Here is a 15,578-nt window from a genome sequence, read left to right on the forward strand (position 1 = left end):
CCGTAGCCGCGCATCAGCTCGTTCAGATCGGTGTGCAAGCTGCTCATGACGAACTCCGAAATCCATGCAAGCCCACGCTAGCGCATTTGTTTCAGTTGGTTAGCTGATTGACCAGTTTGCACAGCTTCGGAGCAGTGCCGCAGGTTGCGCAACGCGTCGTTTTGACGGAAACGGCACCGCAAAGTCTCGACAGCCCGGTACCATATCTGACCACTCAGCCATGACGGCTTGCGTCATATAACGAGTCGCGTTATGGTTACAGCATGATCAGGAGCTTTGTCGACAAGGAAGCCGAAAAGATCTGGCTGGGTGAGCGCTCCCGCCGGTTGCCGGCCGACATCCAGTCGGTCGCGCGCCGCAAGTTGCGCATGCTCAACGCTGCCGCGCACCTCGACGATCTGCGCATTCCGCCCGCCAACCGGCTGGAAGCGTTGAAGGGCGAGCGGCGCGGGCAGTACAGCATCCGGATCAACGACCAGTGGCGCATCTGCTTCCGATGGATGGAGGGCGATGTCGCCGAGGTCGAAATTGTCGATTACCACTGAGCACGAGGCATCTGTCCATGACAGTCCTACCCAACATCCACCCCGGCGAAATCCTGCTTGAGGAGTTTCTCGAGCCGATGGGCATTAGCCAGAACGCACTGGCGCGGGCTACCGATGTACCGCCGCGCCGCATCAACGAGATCGTGCTGGGCAAGCGCGGCATCACCGCCGACACCGCCGTGCGCCTGGCCGCAGCGCTGGGCACGACCGAGCGCTTCTGGCTGAGCCTGCAAGCCGATTACGAGCTGGAACAGGCGCATCGCGCGCTGGGCGATCTGCCGTCGCGGATCAAGCGGCTGGCGGCTTGAGGGGAAGAGTGTCTCGCACGTCACGCTGACAATAGAGCACGCCCAGTGACCTGTAAGGCCTGTCGATCGCGGAGCAGCGCAGCGTGATCGTGCACAGGCAGGAACGCGCACACTGATGCTTGGTGTCATCCTAAAAACGCGAGGCCAGGCCTGCGCCTGACCTCGTCTGCCGTCTGGCAGGCCGGGCGGCTTACTTGCCCTTCTTTTCCTGCTTGGCCGCGCGCTTTTCCTTCAGCGTTTTGGTCGGCTCTTTCTTCTGGCTCTTCTTCTGGTCCATCCCCTTGCTCATGACACCCTCGTAGTTGCTGGATTGATCGGTCGGGCAGCGCCATGACCCTGGCGTGCCTGCGCACTGTAAGGCTTGCGCGGGGTGGAATGGCAGCGGCAGCGCAAGGCCGGGCAACGGGCGGTGCGTCCGGCCCGGCGTCTGCGCGACGCAGCGTGCGCCAGTAGCCCTTCGGCGTGGCCGGCTGGGCCAAAAACGCAAACGCCCGCGTGCGACCGGCAAGGTCTGCACGCGGGCGCTGGCGACAGCGGCGGGCTTACTTGGCCGGCACGCGCTGGTACTGCTCGCCACCGGTGTTGAGGTGGCCGTTGGCCGCGTCGATGGCGAAGTTCACCGTCTCGCCATCGTTGGTGACCTGCAGCGCCCCGTCCTTGTAGACAGCCGGATAGCTCTCGGTTTTGGGCTTGCGGCTGAAGAACTTCGGCGTGGTGCTGCGGACCATGAAGGTCTCGCCATTGCGCTCGATGTCCATCGTCTCTTCCTGCGTCTGCACGTTGACCCAGTGGCCGACGAACTTCTCGCCCTCCTCCTTGGCGCAACCGCTCACCAGCAATGCCGCGGCCAGCGCGGTGCCCATCCACTTCATCATCGTGTGTTCTCCAGTTGAGTCTGGAGCCGAGGATGGCGGGTTGGGGATGTATGGGAGGTCAAGATCTCAAAGATATCGAACGGAGAAAATTTTTTAAGAATTATGTCCCAGCTTAATTTATATCCCTATTTTGGTACGGAAGATAAAGACTTGCGACGATTAGTGGATATCGATGAAGCTCCAGATACAGCGCTCAAACTGGCATTTAAAGTGTCAGCTTCCGCTCGCGATCGAATGATGGAATCAACTAAGCGACCACCCGTCCCGACGAGTTTTGATAAAGCACGTAATTGCTCTCTGCAAGCAATACTTTGCACGGGTCGTGGGTAATTCATAGAGTGGTCCACTTCACCCCAAATTTCTTCAAAAAGGGTTCGGACTTGAATCTCGCAACAAAGATCCGATTCAGCGCTAGGGCGAACTAGATAGTGGACAGATGTATAAAAGGTAGGTCTAATTTCCGGATCGAAACCCAATCCTCTGAAAAATTCGTCAGCCTCCGGGTCCCAACTGAAAACTTTTGGGTCTTCTCCCAATACCCAGTCGCCCGACTTGACTTGCGTCATGATCGCATCATGGATCGGTTTGAATTGGGCTGCGTGGATGTGGAAAACACGTACTCCGGCAAGGTCGGTAATAACTTTAAATATGTTTTTCTCTGAAACTGCAACCCCTAACTCCTTTTTTCTTTTTAATTTTCCGAGAAGGTTATCTTTACCCTTGATTCTTAGCTTAACTGAGTGGACGTCTGTCGACAAACTCGGGTGGGAGACGAAAAATTGAAGAACAGTGCTGGCGAATAGTTTGATTCGATGTTCTTGCTCACTGAATACTTTTAATGCCGATTTGTGTGCTTTTGAAATCATTTTTCGCCTCCTGTTCGAGTCATGACTTCATGGGCAATTTTATCAAATACTTGGCCAGCCTTTACAATCTGAGAATTATGCCCTGGATTAACTTTGCCTTTTAATTCGCTGAAGGGAAGTTTCAATTTTTGTGCGTCAGCGGCAAGGGACTGAAAGTGTTTGATTTCGCCAAGTTTGTAAGGGGGATTTATGTGGAAATCAGCTCCTAAATTAGCTAGAACATCTACGACACGTTGCTTTACGCGGGGCCCAATTTTTGATTCCCAGTGTTCATGGGGCTTTGCACTTTTTCCTCCCGTTTTCACTTTGTACGCGGAAGCTACATAGCCCAAGAACTTCGGTCGTCCCTGCAATAAAGTTGCTTTAGATGAGTCGGACGCTAGTGACTTGACGGTGTTCCAATCTGAAATCCACCTGTGAAGTGACTTTCCAACTGCGCCCAATGCTCGAAGTGAAAAAAGATCAGATCCCACCGGGGCCAGAAAATAATCAGAATCTAGAAGTATCGCCCTATTTAAAGGCCCAACGTTCGGGCCTACATCAAAGAGTACGTAATCAGCACCATAATCAGTAGCAACTTTGTTGACCAGCCTTGATAATGCACCCATCACATCATACCCGCGACTCTTTCGTGCAAAAGAATCCGTCCACGCAGCCGGAAGCTCTTCCTCATATTGCGATATCAAAACATCTCCGGCGAGAAGTAAGACGTTCTTATATATTTCTAGCACGTCTATTTCTGCAATATCGCCTCGACCAAGCACAATAGGCTTAATCCCATCCCAAATTGTGGTTGATCCTTTGTCTTCTTCACTTTTGCGGAGATAATTATCGAGCTCATTTTCTTCCAGGCAAAAAGCCGAGAGATTGCACTGCGGATCAGCATCAACCATCAGGACCTTCGCGCCGGCCTTTGCGATGGCAGTGGCGAGATTAACCGTTATTGTTGTTTTCCCGACGCCACCCTTATTATTAAAAAGAGCAATTTTTTTAAATGACATGATTTTCAAAGCCTATTTTTATTTCAGGGATCATTTCAAGAACAAGCAGGACAGGGTCCATTTACACAGTCTTCCTGCACGCGGGGAATTGGCTGCAGCCTAGGAACTCTTGGCCAGTGCCCCAATTCCTTCTTCGCACAAGCACACTGCCGCATCGCGGACAGCTTGGAGAGGTGATGTTTGCAGAAGCATTAGACTCAGCCGAAGCAAATACAGGCTCGACGCGCGCTGCTGGTTGCATCGGTTGGGTAGGCGGCTGTCGTTGAGCCGCTTGAATCATGTCCAGCAGCTGTTCGCCGCCGATCAGTTCAATAGGCTTGCCTCGGGCGAAATGCTCTGCGTCATTTGTGTAGGTGCCGATGCAGACGATCTTTACCGAGTGAGCCCGGTGATGAGCCAGCAGGCCGAACATCTCTCGCACGACGCTGACTCCGACCTGCTGGCGCTTCCATTGCTTGCATTGCACCAGTGTGCGGCGGCCGTCCTTGCGCAGGATCAGGTCGATGCCGCCGTCGGCGCCGCCCAGGCCGGTTTCTTCGACGCTGTAGCCCTGGCGGCGAAACGCTTCGCCCACCAATTGTTCGAACTGGCGCCAGCCGCCGGCGGCCAGGCTCTCCAGGCTTGTGCGTGTTTCCAAAAAGCGCCGCCGGCTGCGTGTGCCCAGGTAGGAGAACAGCGCGGCAAGCCAGCAGACGCCGAGCAGCGTCCACGCCAATGGCGCGAACATTCCACTCGATTGCTGGGCGAAGCCCTGCGACGGCATTCCGCTCTGGTGAGAGAACCACCAGGCGATGCCGTAGCGCACCACCAGATACGCAGCGATTCCCATCACGAAGCCAACCGGCCACGGCAATGCGGCTAGCGCTTCGAATCCACCCTGTTTCTTTCTGCGTCCCATGCCAGAACCCCCGTTCCCGGTTTGAACATAGCCGTTGAAACGGGTTTTGTCAGCAGACTAGGCGCGCCGTTGCGATCGATGCCTCGTCAACACTCGGCACGACGCGTGCGCAGGCAAACAGGTGTGTTCTTTACGCTAAAGCTTGAGTTCGCTTGCGCGTTGTTTAGCGCAACCGCATGCCAATCAACGCGATGAAGCGGGCTGCGGTAGTGGTCGCTGTGTGCGCTTTCCAGTAATGCATGCAATGCGCAGCGCTCGAAAGTATCTTTCCGGATTGGAGAGCCGATACATCCTGCGGAGAGAATTGACGCGACAAGGTACGATTCCAGCCCATCTGCTTGAGTGCGCTTCTGCTGTCGCCATGTCTGCTCCTCGCCCGACCCTCGATGGCACTCCTGCCAGCCAGTTCCAGCTCCCGTCCGGCCCGTGGCACACGGTGTGGGAGGCGCTGTGTGCGTGCTTTCCGGTCGTTGGTGCTGACACGTGGCGTGATCGCTTCGCGCGTGGGCGCGTACTGGATGCGCAGCAGCGGGCATTGGATATCGCTGCGCCGTATCGGGTTGGTGCGGAGATCTATTACTTCCGCGAAGTCGCGGACGAGCCAATCATCACGGCAACGGAAACGGTGTTGCATGCCGACACGCATATTGTCGTGGCCTGCAAGCCGCATTTCCTGCCCGTGGTGCCAGCTGGTGCGTACGTGCACCAGACACTGCTGACGCGATTGGTGCACCGCTTCGATAATCCCGCGTTGGTGCCGCTGCACCGTATCGATCGCGACACTGCGGGATTGGTCTTGTTCTCGGCCAACCTGTCCACGCGCGGCATCTACCAGGCGCTGTTCCGTGAGCGGCGTATTCGTAAACACTACTTGGCAGTCGCACCGCCGCTGCCGGGGCTGACGTTTCCGTATGTGCATCGCAGCCGGCTGGAGCCGGGCGAGCCGTTCTTCCGCATGCGCGAGAGCGTGGGCGAGCCGAACAGCGAGACGGTGATCGATGTGGTCGCGCGCGGTGCGGACACATGGACGTACCGGCTGGAGCCGGTCACCGGGCGCAAGCACCAGTTGCGCGTGCATATGGCCGCGCTGGGCGCGCCGATCCTGCATGACCGCTTCTATCCAGAGCTGGAAGATCAGCGGCCCGATGATCCGGAGCGGCCGCTGCAGTTGTTCGCGCATACGCTGGCATTCGATGACCCGATCACTGGTGAGCCTCGGCGCTTCACCGCGACGATCGAACCGACAAAATCGGCTTGAGACGGGAACCTGTGCTTCGCTAAAAATCGGGCGGATATCTGGTTTTCAGATATCCGAAAAAGCGCGCTACGGTGGCTTTGCGGACATCCCGTCCGCTCACGTCGAGGACAGACGGCATGACCACTTCGAGAGCCCTTACGACCAATACTCGGCGGCACATGCGGCCAGCGGCCAAAATACAAACGCACGCAGAGCCCTTCACCTTCGGCGTCACCCTGCAGCAGATCGACCGGTTCCATTCGCTGCTGCGCACGATCACTGCGCAGAGCGACATGGTGGCGGTGTGCAGCGGCAAGCCGCTGGATGTCACCAGTCTGTCGGTTCTGGGCGAGAGCATCTTCAATGCCGCCCGCGCGGTACGCGGCGTGGTCGACGAGATCTACGAGCAGCGGCTCGGTAGCGACGGTGTTGATCCGGTGTCGCACGCAATGCAGCGCCAGGCGTAAGTCTTCCCCCCGCGCCGCACCTACGATCGCGCCCACGCTCCTGCTGCATGTCCATGCTAGCGTTCCGCTGCCGAGAGCAGGCTGGCCGAAGGAGCGGGGCATGCGGGTCGATCCAATGCGCGACGGTGTTGCGGTTGCTGGCGGCAGGCCGGTCGCCCGCGTGGCGTGGGGGCTGCTGTGGCTTGCGCTGGCCGCGCTCGCGGCCGAGTTCGTGCGCCACGTGTACCTGAAGTACGCCGCGCTGGAGTCGCCGGCATACGCCATGTTCCTGACCCGGCGCGGCTGGCTGTGGTGCCACCTGGGTGGCGGTGCCGTCGGCATCGCCCTGGGCACGTTGCAGTTCGCCACGCAAGGCTGGCGCAGGCACGCATGGGTGCACCGCTGGGTTGGGCGTGCGTATTTCGTTGGCATGTTGGTGGCGATGCTTGGCGCCACCGGCTTGATCGCCACCTCGCCTACGCCGATGGCGATCCGCGTGGCCTTCGCAGCGACGGAAGCGGCGTGGCTGGTGGCGGCGTCCGTGGGCCTGGTGGCCATCCGTCGCGGGCGGGTTGGCCGGCACCGATGCTGGATGGTACGGGCGTATCTGGTGACGCTGGCGCCGGTGGTATTTCGCGTCGCGCTCTATGCGGCAGTGGGGGCCGGCATTGCGCCCTCGCCGGGCGCGATCGCGGCGCTGCTATGGGCCAGTTGGGCGGTGCCGCTGCTGATCCACAAGGTGGGGAGCGCCATCGCCAACGCAGCGCGCCGGCACGTGCGGCTGTCCGCAGCCCCGGCGGGTGCCGGCGTCGGAATCGACGCTCGCTGAGGCCTGACACGCAGCGCAACCAGCCAATGCAGCGCGCGTCGTGGACCAGGCGGCAACTGCCGCTCTACAGACAGGTGCCCCCTCGACCGACTCGGAAGGAAACCAGCGTTCCCTGCGCATCGAACGTCAGCGAAATCATGGTGAACGTGGTTGCGCAGGGAAAATGCGGCCACCGCGTTCGCACGGGGGCGGCCATGAGCGTGGGGCCCATGCCCATGGCGGTACGCAGCGCATTGCGCTCCGCCCAGGCCAGTACCTGCGTTTGCGACATGCCTGGTGTTAGTTCCCGCTCGGCTTTGTCGCGCCAGTACGTCTGCTGCCGTTGCTCGGCCGGGCTTGCCGTGCAGCGGTAGCCGCCCAGTGCGACCAGCAGCAGGACGATACCGATGCCTAGCCACACCCTGCGCCTGCGTCGCCTTGCGCGATCGCGCGGGCGCAGGGTGTGTGGTTGCAATGGGTCACGCATCGGTGGCGTGTGCCTGCGCTCAACGCACCTTGTACAACACCGCCGCACCCGGCTTGGGCTCGAACATCGGCACGGTCTGCTGCTTGAGCGCGGTGCCCTTTGCGTCCCACACCAGCGTCTCGGCGGGGTATTCCTCGTTGCGGGTCATGGTGTCGATCTGCTTGACGATCACCGTCTTGCCGGCGGGCACTTCCGGGTTCCAGGCGAACACGCCCAGGCGGCCGTAGAACACCGCCGGCGCGGCGGCATCCAGGCGGCGGTCCGGGCACATGACCAGGCCGCGTTCCAGCATCACCCGCACTGCGCCGACGGGCACGGCCTTGACGGTGGGCGCGGTGCGGTCGGTGCTGTGGCCGGGGCAGACATTGGCCGAGCGGGTGAGCATGTCCTCGACCACCTGGCGGTCGGACTGGGCCAGCGCCGGCTGCGCGGCGGTGGACAGGGCAAGCAGGGCGAGGGCGGATTTCCAGGGCATCTGACAACTCCTCATGAGATGACACTCCAATACGGCAGCCCTGTAGGCGGGCTGCTGCCAGTGACGCGCCCGGATGCTAGCAATCCCCGCGTTAAGCGCCGCCAATGGTTGGCGCCGCTTCCGGGCGGGCGCGCAAGCGGGACTCGGCCACCGAAGCCACCGCCGGCCCGCCAATCCCGCACGGGCCGGCCGGCGCGTAATGCAACGGCCGCTGACGCCCATCGCCGCTGTCAGGAGACTCCTGATTGAGCAGCGGCGACGACGCGGATAGCGTGCGCGCTATCACACCGTTGGACTGCTTTATGGAACGCGCCGACCTCATTGCATCACTGCTCACCGGCATGCGGCGTGCCGAAGACTTCCGCGCGCAGGGGGCGGCCTACAACACCGCGCACAGCCAGCAGATGGCGGTCGACCACGGCAAGGCCGCCGATGCCGAGCTGGTGCTGTCGCTGTTCGCCTTCACCCCGGAGCACCTCAAGCTGCTGGGCAGTACCGGCATCGAGAACCTGGGCGAGATCGTCTGCCATGCCTGGGCCTTGAACGGCGGCAACAACGAGGCGCTGATTGGCTGGTTCCGCAAGCCCATGAACGCGCTGGACGGGCAGACGCCGGCCGCCCTGGTCCGCAGCGGCAGCCTGAAGGTGCTGCTGCTGGTGCTCAGGCAGCAGCTGGAGTGGGAATTGCCCAATCGCTCGGCCTGAGCATCGGGGCCGGTGACGCCGCGCCCTGGCGTGCCGGTGGCCGGCACGCCGGTTGGCAGCGCCGGCCGTGCATGAGCGCGTTACTGCTTGGGCCGCGCCACGGCGTACATCTCCCAGGCAATCTTCTTCATCAAGGCGTTGCTGTCTTCGCCCTCCTTGTACAGGTCGAAGTGGGTGCGGCCTTCCAGGTAGCGGAAGTCGCTTTTTGCGCCCAGGCCGTCCAGCACCGCCTGGAACTTGCGCGCGGCCCCATCCAGGTAGAACGTGTCGGCGGTGCCGACGATCAGGTGGATCTTGCCGTCCAGATCCGGCTTGAGCGTGGGCCACTGCGCGGCCACGCGCGCGGCGATGTCGTAGTGCGTGCGCCAGTAGGCCACCACGGCCGGGTCCACCTTGCCGGTGTCGCGGTCGAACATCGGCACCGGGCGGCCGTCGGGCCCGCGCGGCGAGAACACCCAGTCGAACGAGGCCATCTGCCCGCCGTAGGGGCCTAATACGCGTTCGAGCTTGGCGAAGGTTTCCAGGTCGGCCACCACCTTGCCCTGGTCGCGGATCAGCGGGAACCGGCTGCCGTCGGCGCGCCGGTAGACGTTGGCATTGGGCGCGTACAGATCCGGCCCGGTGAAGTCGTGGAAGTCGCTCGAATCGGGCGAGGTGGACCAGGTGCCGCCGAGCAGCTTGGGGTAGCGCGTCTGCAGCCACAGCGTGGCCCAGCCGCCGGACGAATGCCCGTTGAGGAACCGGCCCTTGGCGTTGCCGTCCATCTTGTACTGCCGCTCGAGCGAAGGGATCAGCTCTTCGGTCAGCGCGGTGCCCCAGGGGCCGTTGTTGACCGAGTCGGCGAACTCGTGGGTGCCGGTGGGCGTGGACTGGTCCAGGAACACCCAGATCATCGGCGGCATCTGCTTGGCCGCCATCGCGCTCCAGGTGGCGGCGATGCTGCCGGCAAGGCGGTTGTAATTGCCGCCGAAGCCGTGGGTGACATACACGGTGGGATAGCGGGTGGCGGCCTTGGCGTCGTAGCCAGGCGGGGTGAGCACGCGGGCGCGCAGCGACACCGGCCGGCCCCAGAACGCGCTCAGCGACGGGCTGACCAGCGAGGCGTCCGCGCTATGCAGCCTGGCCTCCGGGATGGCGTCGCGGATTGCCTGCGGCGCCCGCGGCGACACCTGCCACGGGTCTTCCGACGCGGGCACCTGCTTGCTGAGCGCCAGCGTGGGCAACGGCTTGCCCTTGCCCTGCGTCACCGCGGTGACCTCGCTCAACAGGTCGCCGCCATCGCGGCCGGCATAGCTGTAACTGTGGTCCGGATCCAGCACGGCCTGGAACAGGTACTCGCCGGCCGGCAGCGCGGAAAAGCCGCTGGGGAAGGCGATGTTGTCCAGGTCGATCTCGACGCTGGCACCGGGGGCGAGCGCGGTCACCTCCTGCGCCGCCACCGCCACCGCGGTCGGGCGGAACGGGTTCACGCTCACCTCCTCCACCTTGCCGTCCTTGCCGTCCTTGGCCGCGGCCTGGGCGTCCTTGGCCAGGGTGGCGAAGACCAGCAGGCGGCCGGACACGGGCTGGTCGCTCGCCCCGTCCAGCGTGACGCGCAGCAGGCGATGGGCCGCCGCCGGTGCGGCGGCGTGCGCGCAGCAGGCGCACAACAGGCCAACGGCCAGACCCAGGCGGAGGGCAAGACGATGCAGAGACATGCAGATCCTTGGGAGCGCAGTGGATGGAGCGGGCGCACACGGCCCTGTGCAGACTGTAGCCAGTTCCCGGCCGGCCGTGCGCCACCAACGCGAGGTCTGGTCACCGTATCCGATCTGCCTGCCGTGGGATCTCTAGTGGGCGGTGCGAGCAGCGCAAGTGATCGCGTGCAGTCGAGGCAGTTCAAGGCATCTCGCGTCGTGTGTCGATGCAACTGGGCAGGTCACGGGCCGCTTTTCTGCCCTGCACAACGGTAAATGCTTGAGATTCAAAAACTAAAGTCAGGGTTAGTTTCGTGATGGCGTGTAGCTGGGAGACAGTCAATCTAATGTCTGCTTTAGATTTCACTTGTTGCTATAAAATTGTCGGGTTAATCTAAAGTCCGCTTTAGATTTGGTCATTCGCTATGCGCGTCCCAATCGACCAAGTATCCGACATCGGCGCTTACGTCCGCGCTGTTCGCAAGGCACAGGGCTTACGGCAGGGCGACCTGGCCGCGCTAGCCGGCACCAGCCATGTGGTGCTGGGCAATGTCGAGCGCGGCAAGGACACCGTGCAACTGGGCCGTGTGTTCGAGCTGCTGCGGCAATTGGGCATCCAGGTCCAGCTGGACCTGCCGATGGAGCTGCCAGCCTCTGTAGCCAAGCGCCCCAAATGAGCAACGCCGACACGCCACGCAGCCTGGAACTGTGGCTGGAGAGCCGCCGCGTCGGCGAGCTGCGGGAGCAGGGCAATCTGTGGGTGCTCGCGTACGACCAGACGTGGCGCAAGGACGGCTTCGACCTGTCTCCCGCGCTGCCGCGCAGCGCCGGCGAGATCATTGATGGCGGCAGCCAGCGCCCGGTGCAGTGGTTCTTCGACAATCTGCTGCCCGAAGAGGGCGGGCGCCGACTGATCGCCAGCGACGCCGGCATCGACGCGGCCGATGCCTTCGGTCTGTTGCAGCGTTTCGGCCCGGAGTCGGCTGGCGCGTTGACCTTGCTGCGGCCAGGCCAGCAACTGCCAGCGCCTGCGCTGCAGCCGCTGACCGATGCGGAGTTGTCCGCGCGTATTCGCGCGTTGCCTCGGCAACCGTTGACTCACGGCGCACCCAAGCGCATGTCGTTGGCGGGCGCCCAGCACAAGCTGGCGGTGGTGCTGGATCGGGAGCAATTGTGGGAGCCAGTGGGCACAGCGGCGTCCACCCACATCCTCAAGCCCGACCACGAACATGTGGACGACTACCCGCACAGCGCGGTCAACGAGTGGTTCTGCATGCAGCTGGCCGCTGCCTGCGGACTGCCGGTGCCGAAGGTGAGCGTGCGCCGCGTGCCGGAGCCGGTGTATCTGGTGCGCCGCTTCGACCGCCTCGGCGATGGCCTGCAGGCACAGCGCCGTTACGCGCTGGACGGCTGCCAATTGCTGTCGCTGGATCGCCTCTACAAATACCAACAAGCCACCAGTGACAACTTGCGCGCGCTCGAACGCATCAGCCGCATGCCCGCAGCCACCCGCATCGCGCTGCTGCGCTGGCAGTTGTTCAACTTTTTCATCGGCAACAGCGATGCCCACCTCAAGAACCTGAGCTTTCTGCGCGGCGCCAACGGCTGGGAACTCGCGCCGCACTACGACCTGCTCAGTACCAGCGTCTACAAGGCGCCTGATTGGGGAGCGGACGAGCTGGTCTTCCCGATGGGCAATACTCGCCGTTACGCCGCCATCGGTCGCGATGAGGTCGCTGCATTTGGCGACTCCATCGGCGTGCCGCGAAAGCTGGCATTGCGGCATCTGGATGAATTAGCGATCGCAATCAGACGAGAATCGCACGCTGTGCTGCAGACCTACGAGCAAGGCGCCACACATGCGGTCGACCCCGGTGAAGCACGCTTGCTGCGGCAGATTGTGTTTGGTCCCGTAGTTGATTCACTGGGGCAGTGGCCTTAGTGTGTGAGTTAGAGCATCGCACATGCAATTAGCTTTTTAAAAAAACCGAGTCTAGTCTTTACTTTGCGAAAGCTGAAGCGGTAATCAGGTCTGTTACATGAAAAAAGGAAAGCTAGGTGAAGCCAGATGGCAAGCAGACTTCGAAGACTTTAATACAGAAAAGTAGCCCCGGTGCAAAATCGGCAAGTGAGGCTATTGAGAAGAAGGGATTTTTGCATCTTGCTCCCGATATACGTGCTTCTATGCAAAAAGCTCTAGAGAACATATCGAGCTTAGGAGACACTGATGTTTTTCCAAGGTCTTTTGAAACATTCTTATTGGTGGATTCAAAAGACGATGTGCTAGATCTTTTGGCTAACATCCATCTGAATTTCCAAGATATGCTCATTGAGTTGCCGCCAGTAAACGACCGCGTCTTGGCAATGGTCGGATACAATGGATTTCGTTCTGTTACTCAAATTGATCCAATCTGGAACTTGTATCTCTTGTCGCTAGTAATATGGCTTGGTGGTGATATTGAGCAGGCAAGAGTAAAGTCCGAAAATGGAGTTGTTCATTCATATCGTTTTATTAGCAAAGAAAATGATTCCCATATATTTGATTCGGCTTATGGGTGGTTCTCTTTCTATGAGAAATGTCAGAAACTAGCCGATTCGCATCGCTTCGTACTTATAACTGATATTTCAGATTTTTATCCAAGGATATACCATCACAGACTAGAAAATGCTTTGAAGAAGGTCACCAAGAACACTAGCGTAGTAAAGCGAATAATAACTATTATTTCTCACTTTTCTGGTAACGTTTCCTATGGGTTACCAGTAGGTGGGCCTGCTGCTCGTCTGCTAAGTGAAATTGTTCTTAATGCTACAGATCGGATGATGCTGGCAGAACGTGCGGTTTACTGCAGGTTTGTTGATGATTTTAGAATATTTGCAGATTCCAGAGAGCAAGCGCATGCTTTGCTAGTCACATTAGCCCAAAAGATAGGTGAGAGCGAAGGTCTTTCGCTTCAGAAATCGAAGACTAGAATTATGTCTTCAGAAGAATACTTAGCTATGACTAGTTCACGTGGCGATGACGAGCATGACGGCGCGGAAACCGCCAATTATAAAAAATTCATGTCACTGAAGCTTCATTTTGATCCGTACTCCGAGAGCGCAAAAGAAGATTACGAGTCGCTTCGGGAGGCATTGGCAAGGTTTGATGTGGTTGGAATGCTCTCAAGAGAGCTGCGCAAGACTCAAGTCGAAGAAAGCGTAACGCGAAAGTTGGTCCGCTCGATTAGGCATCTTAAAGTCCCTCAAAAGAATTCATGCATACAGTCACTCGCAGAGAACCTTGAGACCCTCGCTCCTGTTTTCCCAGTGGTAATGCAGGCGTTTACTATGGTTTCAGACGAATTAGACTTGTCTAGCAAAGAAAAAATGGTTGAATCAGTTAAAGCCCTTTTTCATCTAAATTCACACATAGTACAAGTACCTGTTAATCAACTTTTTGCTATGCGTGCGCTTTCTGCAACCTTAGATGAAGAAGTAGAGCAAATATTAAATAAAATATACAGAGACACATCAAGCATAAGCGTCAGGCGTGACGTCATAGCATTAATGGCCAATAGAGATCATGCTTGGTTTATTTCGGACAGGCGACGAAACTATCAAAATTTATCTTCGTGGGAAAAGCGTGCCGTGCTAGTGGCTTCATATATTCTAGAAGATGAGGGTGAACACTGGAGGAAAAGACTTGTTCTCAACGAATATGAAAAAATACTTGTTAAGTGGGCTTCATTGAATAAGTCGAAGAACAAGGGGACAGTAGTCCTTCCATTATGATTTCTGAACGAAAATTTGCTGTTGCTCACACGTCTTTTTGGCGGGATGCCACTCCTTCAGCGGAAAACTTCCTTAGGCACGTAAATTTAACCACCATTAGATATATCGCCCCTTACGAAAGTCGCTCGCCGATCGCATTGAACGGTGTTATAAATGAGGCTGCTTTTAGGTTGGCCGCCACAATGAAAACCTCTAGAGGAGAGAAGCCAACTAACGAAATGATCGAGAGGGTGTGGGCCCAGGTTATCCAGTGGATTGGAGAGCTTTACTTAGGTCCAAATAAGTTGACCAGTAAAATATCTCTAGATATATCTGCTATTGCAGAGAGGATTAACTTTTACATAATATTCAGGGGGTGTGAAAGGGTTGATTTCTCGCCAAATTTTCCGGGCTGTGGAATAATTTCATCTTGCGATGGTGATATTTTGGCCGATGATGTCTTGATAGAGGTAAAAGCTGGCGGAAGAAAATTTAGAGCTACCGATTTGCGTCAATTGTTTATATATTCTGCACTGGCGTGGAAATCTCGCGATACAAATATAAAAAGTATTTGCCTGCTAAATCCGAGGTGGGGCGTTGCTTGGACAGCAACTCTTGAGGACGCCGCAATTGGGTGTGGTGCAAATTCTGGCGTTGAACTTGCGGAAGACATTGTTAGAGGTGCAATACTGCTAGGCACTTCCAAATAAATCGGCGAGTTTGGCGGACTCTCAAGCTGACGCAAAAATTAGATATAACTAGGTGTAGCTCTTACTGCTTATTGGCTGGATCGGTATTAGATAAATGATAATTCCCTGCGAGAGTGGAGGGGTGATTTGATGGGATCGAAGAGCACGGTTTTAGTGATTTCTACTTAGAGATATAGCAACTAACTGACCGCACACGCGCTCTAACGCAGATCAGCAACTACTCATCAATACGGCCTAAGCTCACGTCACACCAGTTCGCCTTATTTAGAGTCTCCGTGATATTGATAACCTCGAAGGCATCGCCGATATTTTTCGATCCGACGAATCTGGTGGCAGCAGGCGCACTTGCTGGAGCTGATTTGAACGCGACTCCTAGTGGGCAGACCATGCGGTATTGGGTGCCAGACAGGAGGCGGCTCCTTCATGCCTTGGTCTCAGGAGTTGCGTAGCTACGTTTCGCTGGACACTTTGTAATAGACCTGATAGCCGATCCATGTTGGATTGGGCGTTATTGCAGTCGCTGCGGCCTCCTTCGATGATGGTGGGCAGGTGTCTAACTCGGGCAATAGAATCGTCGTTTTTGCGTCTGAAATCCAAACTGCATCACGCAACGACGTTGTTGAGACGATTTGCCGGGTTTGCGAGGCCTTGGTCTTCAACGATGAACCCACCAGCGGCGTGGCTAGCTGGGTGGCGTAGGTGTGGTGCTCCCGCACACACGCATGTCGTCATCGTACGCAATCGATCATCTGCCGCTTGGCGTTATGCACAGGTGCCGTTGCGAATGTCCAT

General features: G+C 58.3%; 16 protein-coding genes and 1 pseudogene. 10 read left to right on the forward strand and 7 right to left on the reverse strand.

The window, feature by feature from the left end; translation table 11 throughout:
• The first annotated feature begins 263 nt into the window (after positions 1-263).
• Together FHT08_RS13955 and FHT08_RS13960 are read left to right on the forward strand one after the other, a co-directional pair.
• Positions 264-545, forward strand: coding sequence for a type II toxin-antitoxin system RelE/ParE family toxin (locus FHT08_RS13955; protein ID WP_039429225.1), 282 nt, complete (start codon positions 264-266; stop codon positions 543-545).
• A gap of 17 nt (positions 546-562) precedes the next feature.
• Positions 563-853, forward strand: coding sequence for a HigA family addiction module antitoxin (locus FHT08_RS13960; RefSeq protein WP_104535401.1), 291 nt, complete (start codon positions 563-565; stop codon positions 851-853).
• A 542-nt stretch (positions 854-1,395) separates the two neighbouring features.
• On the opposite strand, the gene FHT08_RS13965 is transcribed toward FHT08_RS13960, so the two are convergent.
• The 4 genes from FHT08_RS13965 to FHT08_RS13980 all read right to left on the reverse strand — a co-directional run bounded on the left by FHT08_RS13965 (position 1,396) and on the right by FHT08_RS13980 (position 4,493).
• On the reverse strand, positions 1,396-1,728 hold the full coding sequence (locus FHT08_RS13965) for a lipoprotein (RefSeq protein ID WP_039513672.1): 333 nt from the start codon (positions 1,726-1,728) through the stop codon (positions 1,396-1,398).
• Positions 1,729-1,853: 125 nt separating this feature from the next.
• Positions 1,854-2,594 carry a RelA/SpoT domain-containing protein gene (locus tag FHT08_RS13970; protein WP_104575338.1) on the reverse strand — a complete coding sequence of 247 codons (741 nt, stop codon included), beginning with the start codon at positions 2,592-2,594 and terminating at the stop codon, positions 1,854-1,856.
• Positions 2,591-3,595, reverse strand: a complete 1,005-nt coding sequence (locus FHT08_RS13975) for an AAA family ATPase (protein ID WP_146094294.1) — start codon at positions 3,593-3,595, stop codon at positions 2,591-2,593. Before FHT08_RS13975 ends, FHT08_RS13970 begins: the two co-directional genes overlap by 4 nt.
• 61 nt (positions 3,596-3,656) lie before the next feature.
• The gene (locus FHT08_RS13980; protein ID WP_104594072.1) at positions 3,657-4,493 is read right to left on the reverse strand and encodes a restriction endonuclease; all 837 of its coding nucleotides are present in this window, start codon (positions 4,491-4,493) and stop codon (positions 3,657-3,659) included.
• Between the two features lie 361 nt (positions 4,494-4,854).
• Between FHT08_RS13980 and FHT08_RS13985 the strand changes: the two genes are divergently transcribed.
• The 3 genes and pseudogenes from FHT08_RS13985 to FHT08_RS13995 all read left to right on the forward strand — a co-directional run bounded on the left by FHT08_RS13985 (position 4,855) and on the right by FHT08_RS13995 (position 7,012).
• Complete coding sequence (locus FHT08_RS13985; protein WP_166775490.1) at positions 4,855-5,751, forward strand: RluA family pseudouridine synthase; 897 nt, start codon at positions 4,855-4,857, stop codon at positions 5,749-5,751.
• Between the two features lie 116 nt (positions 5,752-5,867).
• Positions 5,868-6,197 (forward strand): hypothetical protein, encoded by a 330-nt coding sequence (locus tag FHT08_RS13990; protein WP_166775402.1) that lies wholly within the window; start codon positions 5,868-5,870, stop codon positions 6,195-6,197.
• Positions 6,198-6,312: 115 nt separating this feature from the next.
• Positions 6,313-7,012, forward strand: a pseudogene (locus tag FHT08_RS13995) (DUF2306 domain-containing protein).
• 57 nt (positions 7,013-7,069) lie between these two features.
• Here the strand turns inward: FHT08_RS13995 and FHT08_RS14000 are convergent.
• Entirely contained in the window at positions 7,070-7,405 is a 336-nt protein-coding gene (locus FHT08_RS14000; RefSeq protein ID WP_047126556.1) for a hypothetical protein, read from the reverse strand.
• Between the two features lie 85 nt (positions 7,406-7,490).
• The gene (locus FHT08_RS14005; protein ID WP_166775404.1) at positions 7,491-7,946 is read right to left on the reverse strand and encodes a hypothetical protein; all 456 of its coding nucleotides are present in this window, start codon (positions 7,944-7,946) and stop codon (positions 7,491-7,493) included.
• A 302-nt stretch (positions 7,947-8,248) separates the two neighbouring features.
• Between FHT08_RS14005 and FHT08_RS14010 the strand changes: the two genes are divergently transcribed.
• Positions 8,249-8,650 (forward strand): antitoxin Xre/MbcA/ParS toxin-binding domain-containing protein, encoded by a 402-nt coding sequence (locus tag FHT08_RS14010; protein ID WP_166775405.1) that lies wholly within the window; start codon positions 8,249-8,251, stop codon positions 8,648-8,650.
• An 80-nt stretch (positions 8,651-8,730) separates the two neighbouring features.
• Here FHT08_RS14010 and FHT08_RS14015 read toward each other — a convergent pair whose 3' ends face one another.
• The gene (locus FHT08_RS14015) at positions 8,731-10,347 is read right to left on the reverse strand and encodes an alpha/beta hydrolase-fold protein (protein WP_166775406.1); all 1,617 of its coding nucleotides are present in this window, start codon (positions 10,345-10,347) and stop codon (positions 8,731-8,733) included.
• 404 nt (positions 10,348-10,751) lie between these two features.
• Here FHT08_RS14015 and FHT08_RS14020 point away from each other — a divergent pair, with 404 nt between their 5' ends.
• The 4 genes from FHT08_RS14020 (at position 10,752) to FHT08_RS14035 (ending at position 14,786) form a co-directional block, all read left to right on the forward strand.
• Positions 10,752-11,003 (forward strand): helix-turn-helix domain-containing protein, encoded by a 252-nt coding sequence (locus tag FHT08_RS14020; protein ID WP_166775407.1) that lies wholly within the window; start codon positions 10,752-10,754, stop codon positions 11,001-11,003.
• Positions 11,000-12,268, forward strand: coding sequence for a HipA domain-containing protein (locus FHT08_RS14025; protein ID WP_166775408.1), 1,269 nt, complete (start codon positions 11,000-11,002; stop codon positions 12,266-12,268). Before FHT08_RS14020 ends, FHT08_RS14025 begins: the two co-directional genes overlap by 4 nt.
• 116 nt (positions 12,269-12,384) lie before the next feature.
• Complete coding sequence (locus tag FHT08_RS14030; protein ID WP_166775409.1) at positions 12,385-14,097, forward strand: RNA-directed DNA polymerase; 1,713 nt, start codon at positions 12,385-12,387, stop codon at positions 14,095-14,097.
• 182 nt (positions 14,098-14,279) lie between these two features.
• Positions 14,280-14,786, forward strand: coding sequence for a hypothetical protein (locus FHT08_RS14035; RefSeq protein WP_166775410.1), 507 nt, complete (start codon positions 14,280-14,282; stop codon positions 14,784-14,786).
• The last annotated feature ends 792 nt before the right edge of the window (positions 14,787-15,578 follow it).

Origin of the sequence: Xanthomonas sp. CFBP 8151, from assembly GCF_011761885.1 — a bacterium.
Lineage (GTDB): Bacteria > Pseudomonadota > Gammaproteobacteria > Xanthomonadales > Xanthomonadaceae > Xanthomonas > Xanthomonas arboricola_B.

Excerpts from the sequence above, each read along its gene's own strand:
- FHT08_RS13970 (WP_104575338.1), bottom strand. The coding sequence starts at position 2,594 with ATGATTTCAAAAGCACACAAATCGGCATTAAAAGTATTCAGTGAGCAA.
- FHT08_RS14035 (WP_166775410.1), top strand. The coding sequence starts at position 14,280 with ATGAAAACCTCTAGAGGAGAGAAGCCAACTAACGAAATGATCGAGAGG.
- FHT08_RS13960 (WP_104535401.1), top strand. The coding sequence starts at position 563 with ATGACAGTCCTACCCAACATCCACCCCGGCGAAATCCTGCTTGAGGAG.
- FHT08_RS14015 (WP_166775406.1), bottom strand. The coding sequence starts at position 10,347 with ATGTCTCTGCATCGTCTTGCCCTCCGCCTGGGTCTGGCCGTTGGCCTG.
- FHT08_RS14020 (WP_166775407.1), top strand. The coding sequence starts at position 10,752 with ATGCGCGTCCCAATCGACCAAGTATCCGACATCGGCGCTTACGTCCGC.
- FHT08_RS13980 (WP_104594072.1), bottom strand. The coding sequence starts at position 4,493 with ATGGGACGCAGAAAGAAACAGGGTGGATTCGAAGCGCTAGCCGCATTG.
- FHT08_RS14025 (WP_166775408.1), top strand. The coding sequence starts at position 11,000 with ATGAGCAACGCCGACACGCCACGCAGCCTGGAACTGTGGCTGGAGAGC.
- FHT08_RS13985 (WP_166775490.1), top strand. The coding sequence starts at position 4,855 with ATGTCTGCTCCTCGCCCGACCCTCGATGGCACTCCTGCCAGCCAGTTC.
- FHT08_RS14005 (WP_166775404.1), bottom strand. The coding sequence starts at position 7,946 with ATGCCCTGGAAATCCGCCCTCGCCCTGCTTGCCCTGTCCACCGCCGCG.
- FHT08_RS13975 (WP_146094294.1), bottom strand. The coding sequence starts at position 3,595 with ATGTCATTTAAAAAAATTGCTCTTTTTAATAATAAGGGTGGCGTCGGG.
- FHT08_RS13955 (WP_039429225.1), top strand. The coding sequence starts at position 264 with ATGATCAGGAGCTTTGTCGACAAGGAAGCCGAAAAGATCTGGCTGGGT.
- FHT08_RS14010 (WP_166775405.1), top strand. The coding sequence starts at position 8,249 with ATGGAACGCGCCGACCTCATTGCATCACTGCTCACCGGCATGCGGCGT.
- FHT08_RS13990 (WP_166775402.1), top strand. The coding sequence starts at position 5,868 with ATGACCACTTCGAGAGCCCTTACGACCAATACTCGGCGGCACATGCGG.
- FHT08_RS13965 (WP_039513672.1), bottom strand. The coding sequence starts at position 1,728 with ATGATGAAGTGGATGGGCACCGCGCTGGCCGCGGCATTGCTGGTGAGC.